Origin of the sequence: Paramesorhizobium leguminum (genome assembly GCF_003217235.1) — a bacterium.
GTDB classification, from domain to species: Bacteria; Pseudomonadota; Alphaproteobacteria; order Rhizobiales; family Rhizobiaceae; genus Paramesorhizobium; species Paramesorhizobium leguminum.
Genome location: NZ_QJTF01000045.1, coordinates 1 through 8,851, shown reverse-complemented (window position 1 = coordinate 8,851; position 8,851 = coordinate 1). Strand labels below are relative to the sequence as shown.

The following is an 8,851-nucleotide window of genomic DNA, read 5'->3' as shown; positions in this document are numbered from 1 at the left end:
GTCGTCGATGTGTCGGCGGCGAAGTTGCTATCGCCGAGGTAAGCGCCGACGATGTCGTGCTTGGCCCCGCCCGGATCTCCTATCGGCACGAGGGCCTCGAGCGAGGTGGAGACCGTCACCGTCGGGCTCAGAAATGCGGCGGTGGTCTGATTGGCGTTCGAGCCCGGCACGAACAGGTCGGCATAGCCGTCGCCGTTGAAATCGCCGGTTACCGGGGCGCGCGGACCGGGCTGGGGCGTAATCGGCACGTCGGCCTTGGTAAAGACGAAGTTGCCGTTGCCGGTCCAGATCTGCACATCGGGATTGCTGCCGCTGACCACGTAATCAGCCATGGCAAGGTCGGCATAGCCGTCGGCGTTGAAATCCCCGGCGATGACGGAGACGCTCGCATACGACGGGGCATGCTTGGTATCGAATTTGGGCTGCGGGCTGAAACTCTTGTCGATGCCGTTGCCCTGATAGACCTGGACGCTGGAATTGGAAAGAGGATTACTGATGCCTACGGCGAAATCGAGATTGCCGTCCTTGTCGAAATCGGCCGCGGCCACGGTCTGGGTAAAAACGCGGCCCGGGCGGATCGAGATGGGATTAGGCTGGAAGGTGCCGTCGCCCGCGCCGAACAGCACCCAGACCTGGGTTCGATAGTTGTTGGTAAGGATCAGATCGGGCAATTCGTCATTATTGAAGTCGCCGGTGTCGACGGACACGGCCTCGGTGCTGTCATTGCCATAAGGCACGGGGTTGCCGGCGGCGGTGAACTTGCCCGAGCCATCGCCAAGATAGATCTGCGTGTTATAGGAACCCACGACGGCGAGATCGAGCTTGCCGTCGCGGTTGAAATCACGCACGGCGAAGGCGGAGAAAGAGCCCATAATGGCCGTGGGCGTGTCCTTGGGCGGTCCGAGCGGGCCGGTGGGGCTGCCGGTGCCGGGGTAGAAGGTGAGCTTGGTGCTATTGCCGATGACGATATCGGGCAAGGCGTCGTTGTTGAAATCACCCGTCGCCACCGGATAGGGATTGCCGTCGGTAAAGATCCTGCTGTACGTCGGGCCGCCGTTCATTATCACGATAAGCTTCTGGTCATTCTTGAGGGCGATCACCACGTCGCGGATGCCGTTTCCGTCGAAGTCGGCGGTTGCCGCGGAATCGGCCCCGCCCCCTCCGATCAGCGTTTGGGGCGCGTTGGCGATGGCGAGTTGCGGGTTGGCCAGGGGATTGGAGCCGGTGTTTTCGCCCAGCGCGTAGGGGTTGCCATTGAAGAGGTTGCTCATGTCCTGGATCTGGACGTTTCCGGCCGGTGGTGTTTTGAGCGATTGCGGGGCGGTGCCGGTCACCTTGACATCGTAGGTATCGTTGTTGCCGGAACGCTTGGGAGGGGTGATCGTAGTCTGGGTAGGGTACTTGCCCAGCACCACCAGCTTCTGCGGCTGGGAGCGGCTTTGGCCATAGCTGTCGAAGCCGGCGAAGTCGGCTCTCAATTCATAGGTGCCGGCATAGGGCGTGAAGGATACAGTCGCCGTGCCGTTGAAGATCTGGGCGCTGCCGATGCGGTTGATATCGGTGCACAGCGGGGTCGATGCGGTATAGCAGAAATCGACCGTGCCCATCTGCACCACCGTCCCGCCCGACTTGACTGTAGCGGTCAGTGTGACCGTATCACCGACATTGGCATTCCCGCCTGTCGAGACCACCAGATCCACCTCCGGCTGGGTGCCGGTGACGTTATAGGGCAGCGTGTCCGACGAGCCGGTGAAGTTCTGATCGCCGCCGTAGTCGGCTTTGATCGTGCTCTTGCCGGCCGGCAACGCGGTGGTAACGAGCTTGGCCACATAGGCGACCGGGTTACTTCCAGCTACCAGATGCAGCTCGGCCGTGCCCAACGGGGTGGTATCGGCCGTGAAAGTGACCTTCTCGTTCTCGACGGAATGGCTCTGCGGGTCGCCTTTGAAGGTGAGAGTTGCCGTGAGCTCGACCTCCTGCCCGACCAAGCTGGTGCCTGACGGATCGGCGGTCAGTTTGAGACCCGTGCCGAGCTGCTGCGGCGCAATCGGCGTCGGGTTGGCGGAGGAGTCGCTCGCCTTGAACTGCTTGTCGCCCGCGTAGCTGGCGAAGACATCGTGCTTGCCGGAAGCGGGATTGCCCACGGCCATGACATTGTTGACGGTTGCGGTTACCGCCGTGGTGGGTTGGACGGTCGCCACGCTGACGCTGTTGCTCCTGGCATTGGCCACAGCCACATCCGCGAAACCGTCGCCGTTGAAATCACCGACCACAGGCGACATAGGAAACTCCCCGACTTGCAGGGTCGTGCCAGGTGTAAAGGTCCAGGGGCTGCTGCTACTGCCCAGAAGGATCTGGATCGTGCCGCTATCGTTCTGGAAATATATGGCGGCGGCGTCGGCCAGACCGTCGGCGTTGAAGTCGCCGACCGTCACATTGACGTTGTGCCACGAGGTGCCGGCAAAGGTGACGGCGGGCTTGGCGGTAAAATTCTTGCCGTCGCCCTGCCCCTGATAGAAGGCCACCAAGCTATCGGAGTTATAGTTCTCGACGCCGACGGTAAAATCGAGATTGCCGTCCTGATCGAAATCGGCCACGGCTACCGCTTGCACGGTGGCACCGGCGACGGTCTCTATCTGCTTCGGATTGGTCTGGAACAGGCCCGTGCCGTCGCCCAGCAGCACCCACACCTTGCTGCCACTGCCACTGCCCTGCGGCACGAGGAGATCGGGGATCTCATCGTTATTAAAATCGCCGGCGGCGGCGTTGGCGCCATAGTTCTTCATGGCGTTGCCGGGCGGCACCGGGCTGCCCTTCGCCGTGAACTTGCCCGCGCCATCGCCGAGCCAGATTTGCGAACTGGTTGACGTGACGAGCGCGAGGTCGAGTGTGCCGCTGGCGTCGAAATCGCTCACCGCGAAGGACACTATGTCGCTCGCCGCGGTGTCGAAGGGCGTGGGATTGAAGCCGTCCTTTCCCTTGCCGGTGAAGACGCTGATGTTGGAGGTGGCGCCGACAGCGAGATCGATATAGCCGTCATTGGTAAAGTCGGCCGCGACGATCGGCAAGGCGCCCGTGACGTTGGAGATCGTCCAGGACGGCGTGGCGGGGAATTTGCCGTCGCTCTGCGCCAGGAAGATCTGGATGTTGTTGTCGGTCCGGTTGGCAACGGCGAGATCGAGGAGGCCGTCATCGTTGAAATCGGCACCGGCGAGCGAATAGGGCCCCTTGCCGGCGGTCAGCGTCGCGGTCGTGTCCGCTACGCCATAGACGGGCGGCTGCGTCAAAGTCGCGGAGCCGAGCTTGGCGTTGTTATTCGTCTTGTCGAGAATGGTGACGTCTCCCGTCGGGGCCTGCCCGGCGGGTGTGCCCGGGCGGACCTGCGCCGGCGGCGTGCCGAAGCCTGTGACGGTCACAGGCAGATTGTAGGGGCCGGTGCCCTCCACCTTGCCGATGACGGTCGTGGTCGGATAGAGGCTGGTGGGGGTGACGGTGAGCGTCTGGGACGTGGACCGGCTCCCCGGAGAGTCGGTGATGCCGCGGAAGCGGGCCGTATAGCTATGCAGGCCGACATCGGCGAAGATGACGACCTTGGCTTCCCCGTTGGCAATCTGGGCACTGCCGATGCGGTCGCTGCCGGCGCACGCCTCCACGCCGCTGCGGCAGAAATCGACGGTGCCGGAGGTGATGGCGGTCTTACCGTCAGTCACGGTTGCTGTCAGCGTCGTCGGCTTGCCTTGGTCGACGGTATCAGGCGTAATCTTGAGCGTGGTTGTCGTCCCGGTAACGGTGAAGGGCATCGTGATCGGCTGCGGGGTGTTGAAATTGCCGTCGCCGGGATAGGTCGCCTGGACGGTATAACTGCCGGTAGGCAACGTCTGCGCCGGCAGGTTAGCCATATAACTACCGCCGTTCATGAGCTCGAACGGCGCCGTGCCCAATTGCTCGCCATTGACGATCGAGAAAGTGACCTCGCCCGAGGGCGCGTGCCCCTGCAGATCCTGCTTGCCGGTATCCAGCGAGGCGCTGAGGGCCACCTTCCGCGGAGCCGCGACGGGTGGGCCAGGCATGGCGATCAGACCGAGCGTGGTGTCGAGCTTCTTCGCCGCGAGCGGCACGGTCCCGGACGCGCTGGGGGCAAAGTTCCCCTCGCTGTCGCCGTCGTAGTCGGCCCACACATCGTGCGTACCGGTGCCCACCGGCGCCGGCACGTTCTGCGCCGTGCCGGTCACCGTGGTGGTGGGTTGCAGGAAACCGACCGCAGCGCTGTTGCCGGTGGCATTGACGGCGCTCACATCGGTGAAGCCGTCGCCATTGAAGTCGCCGACGATCGCCGAGAGCGGAAAGGCCGCAGGGAGCGAATTGGTACCCGGTGAGAACTGAGTGGAAGGCGTGAAATTCCAGTTGCCGTCGCCAAGCCAGGCTCCGACTTGCGCCGATCCGCCCTTATACTGATCGTCGGAGCCGGCGGCTACGAGGTCGGCGATGCCGTCGGCGTTGAAATCGCCAACAGCGACGCTCACATGGACACTATTACCGTTACCCCAATGGCCGCCGGTCAACGGCACGGTGGCCTTCTGCGTGAAGGTCTTGCCGTCGGTGCCGCCCTGATAGACAAAAATGCTGCTGGACTGGGAATAATCCCAATCGTATACGCCGGCGGCAAAATCGAGATTGCCATCGCCATTGAAGTCCGCCACGGCGACGGATGACGCGAAGCGGCGCTCGCTTTGAACGGAGTACTTGGACGGATCGGGCTGGAAGCCGCCTTGACCGTCGCCGAGCAGCACCCATATGTTGCTGTTCCATTGGCCGTCGGATATGACGAGATCGAGATTGCCGTCCTTGTTGAAATCGCCGGCGGCGGAGCGATAATAGGCAGGCGGCAGGCTGCCCGGTGCGAAAGCTCCCGCGGGAGCCGGCGAGAAGCCGTTCTGGCCATTGCCGAGATAGACCTGCTGGCTCGACCTGTGCACGACGACGACGTCGAGATTGCCGTCATTGTCGAAATCGCCGGGCACCAGGGACTGGAAATCGCTGACGCCGCCGGTATCGACATGCCCATTGAAATGTCCAGTTCCCGGGTTCTTGAACACGGTGAGGTTCGATCCGTTGCCGACGGCCAGGTCGAGTGTGCCGTTGTTGTCGAAATCACCTGCCTCGATCGGATAGGGATTGCCATCCGTGGCCCAGCTGATCGGAGGCAGTTGGAACTTACCGTCGTGGGTGCCGAGGTACACGCCGATGGATTTGTCGTCGCGGTTGGCAACGGCGATGTCTTCGATACCATCGGCATTGAAATCGCCCGCGGTGGAAGAATAGGGCCCCTTGCCTGCGGCCACCGCCACGGTCGTCTCCGCTACGTCATATGTAGGATTGCCTGGGTTCACGCTTCCAAGCGTTATACCACTGGTGTGATCAATGATCTCGACCGTGCCGGTCGGCGCGAGTGGAGACGGCGCGATGCCGGTGACCGTCACGGGGATATTGTAGGGCCCGTTGCCGTCCGGCTTGCCGATCGCCGTCGTCGTGGGGTATTCGCCGATCACGGTCAGCGGCTCGGTGTTCGATATCCCGGCCGCGTCGGTGATCGTGCCGGCAAACCGCGCCTGGAAAATGTAGGTTCCGATGCCGGGGTAGAACGACATCGCAGCCTTGCCGCCGGTGAGCTGCGCCTCACCCAGCCGGTTAACACCGATGCAGGGCGCGGCCTTTTTGCAGAAATACACCGTGCCGCTCACCGCCGGGGTCATCGTCGCCGTCAGCGTCACCTGCGTTCCCGCCGGTACCTGCGCCTGGGCCGGCTCGAGCGCCAGCGCCACCTTGACGGGGGCCCGCGGCCCGACCGTATAGGGGATTGACCCGGTCGTGCTGTTGAAATAGGCGTCGCCCGGATAGCTGGCGGTGACGGTGATCTTGCCCGACGGCAGATGGGTGACATTGGGCAATGTCGCCACATATTGGTTCGTCTTGCTGTCCAGCGCGAATTGCGCCTTGCCCAGGAACACATTGCCGTTGTCGGTGGTGAAGGTGACCCAATCGCCGTTGGGGGTGTGCCCCTGTGCGTCCTGGCTGTTCTTGGTGCCGAAGGTGGCGGTCAGGGTCACCGCCTGGCCGGCATTGCTGCTGCCCTGGGGGTCGGCCGTCACAGTCAAGATGGTGTCGATCTTCTGTGGTGCAAGCTTCACCGGAGCGGATTGCGGGCTCCTGGTAAATTTCATGTCGCCCTCGTAGACCGCCACGACCTGATGGTCGGCCGCCGAGGGATCGCCCGCCGGCGCCGGCACATCCGTCGTGGTGGCGGTCACCGTCACGGAAGGCTGAACCATACCCACCGTCACATCGTTGTTGAAGGCGTTGGCCACGGCCACGTCGGTGAAGCCGTCGCCGTTGAAATCGCCGGTCACCGGCACCCCCGGCCAGCTGCCTGGCTGGATCGTGGCGCCCTGCGTGAACGTCCAGGTGCCGCTGCCCAGAAGGAGTTGCATATTGACATTAAAGGAGCCCGCGAAATATGCGATGGCGATGTCCGGCTTACCGTCGGCGTTAAAATCGCCAACCGCCACAGTGATGGTATTCCAGATCGTGCCCCCGATCGAGTAGGGTGTCTTCTTCGTGAAGATCTTGCCGGTGGGATCGCCCTTATACGGGATGACGTAGCCCGGGCCGTTGGGATTGTTGACGCCGACGGCGAAATCGAGATTGCCGTCGCCGTCGAAATCCGCCACCGCAACCGACATGGCATTGGCGTCGGTGCCGGTGCTGATTTGGGTCGGATCGGGCTGGAACGAGCCCAGGCCGTCGCCCAGCAGCACCGACACCTTGTCGCTTGGGGTCTGCGGCACGACGAGATCGGGCTTGCCGTCATTGTTGAAGTCGCCGGCAGCAGTGGACCCGACGCTGGCGCCCGTGGCTCCGGGATTGCTGCCCACCGGCGCCGGGCTTCCCTTGGTGGGGAAATGGCCTTTGCCGTCGCCCAGATAGACCTGCGAGTTGCCGGCGGTGACGACGGCGATGTCGAGCGCACCGTTGAGATCGAAATCGCGCACCGCGAAAGCGACGAAGCCGTTCGCCGCCGTGTTGATGGGGGTCGTCTCGAAGCCGCCGTGTTCCTTACCGGTGAAGACGCTGATATTTGAGGTCGCGCCGACGGCAAGGTCGACATAGCCGTCATTGTTGAAATCGCCCGCGACGATCGGGTTGGGCTGGTTGATATCGAGTATGGTCGAGGACGGCGTGGCGGGGAATGTGCCGTCGCTCTGCGCCAGGAAAATCTGGACGTTGTTGTCGCCCTGGTTGGCGACGGCAAGATCGGCGCGGCCGTCCTTGTTGAAATCCTCGCTCGCCATCGAATAGGAAAAATTGCCGACGGTGAGCGTCGTGGACGCCGCGGCAATGCCATAAGCGGCGTTGCTCATGGATGGGGTGATGGCGAGCCGATAATCGTTGTTGCTCGTGTCGAGGATGTCGGCCACTCCGTTGGGGGCCAGGCCGGGCAGCACGCCGAGGCCGGTCACCGTGACGGGAATGGTATAGGGCGGCGCGGAGTTCACCGTGCCGATGGCCGCCGTGGTCGGATATAGGCTGGTGCGGCTGGCGGTGAGTGTCTGCGAGGTGGACGCGCTCGCGGTATAGCCGGGACCGCCCCTGAACATGGCCGTATAGCTGTGCTGGCCGGGATCGGCGAAGATAACGATCGAGGCCGCGCCGTTGACGAGCTGGGCCGTGCCGATGCGGTCGCTGCCGGCGCAGGCTTTGGCACCGGCGCGACAGAAATCGACGGTGCCGGTGACAACGGGAGTGCCGCTCTTATCGGATTTCACCGTCGCCGTCAGCGTCGCCGACTGACTCTGGTTGATGCTCGACGGCGCAAGCGTGAGCGCGGTCGTTGTGCCGACATCGGCCGCAATGGAGTTGGCGCCGGCCGGATCGGCAATGCCGTCCTGCGCCAGCGCCTGCGGCACGATCCCGGTGAGGAGAACCAGCTGGGCGATGAGCATGAGCCCGATCGCGCGCCGGCCCCGGCGCCGCCCGCCGCTCGCCGCGCCTCGGTTTTTCCGGTCGTGGTACGAGGAAAAAGCATCGGAGATCGTGGCAAGAACAGCGGTCATTGGGAAAATCCTTGAGTCACGCGCGTAGCCGATCCGGCGCGCGCATCGTGCAATCGCAGTACAGTAACGAGACGGGTAGAAATGCTAAATCGAAGAGCCTGATGAAATTCATAGTCGTGAATGAAATGCCCGATATCGAATGCTGCCCATGGCGCGCGGTTCCGGCGTGATTGCCTCGACCGGGAGCGACATCGATGCCGCATTCTTTTGCAAACGATCAGGGATTTATGCAGGCGTCCCAAGGCCCGCCTCCCCTTCTCACAATACGGTATTCAATATGCGATGCTGTCTAAATGCGATGCTGTCTAAATGCGATGCTGTCCAATATTCGGCAGGCGTAAAATCCTGGGCATCGGGCCCGGATGCGGTCCATGCCCAATCTACCCTCTGTCTTAGAGCGGTATGCAATTAAGTTGAATCGAGCATCCCGCTCTAAGTTTTTGTTTTAGCCGCATGATCTTATCCGAAAAGCCTGCAACTTTTCGGGATCATGCTCTAATTTATAATCGATCTCGAAAATCCCGTCAAGGTCGCAATATTATTACAAACGGCAACTACAGGTTTACCGTCAAGTTCCGGTTCCCCGGTGTCATCCTTTCCATAAAACCTCGGGCGCCCTTACGGGGCGCCCGAGGCCGTTCGCGCTTTGCAACCGCGCTACCGGGGTTTGGCCGGTGGCGTTGGTTGGGTTTCCACGGCGCCGGGGAGGATGGTGACGGTGGTGGTGCCCGGCACCGGGG

At 62.6% G+C, this 8,851-nt stretch carries 1 protein-coding gene; it reads right to left on the bottom strand.

The window, feature by feature from the left end; translation table 11 throughout:
- Positions 1-8,111, bottom strand: an 8,111-nt coding sequence (locus tag C7477_RS18400; protein ID WP_110754796.1) for an FG-GAP-like repeat-containing protein, incomplete at its 3' end; no start/stop codon positions are given.
- Positions 8,112-8,851: the final 740 nt, after the last annotated feature.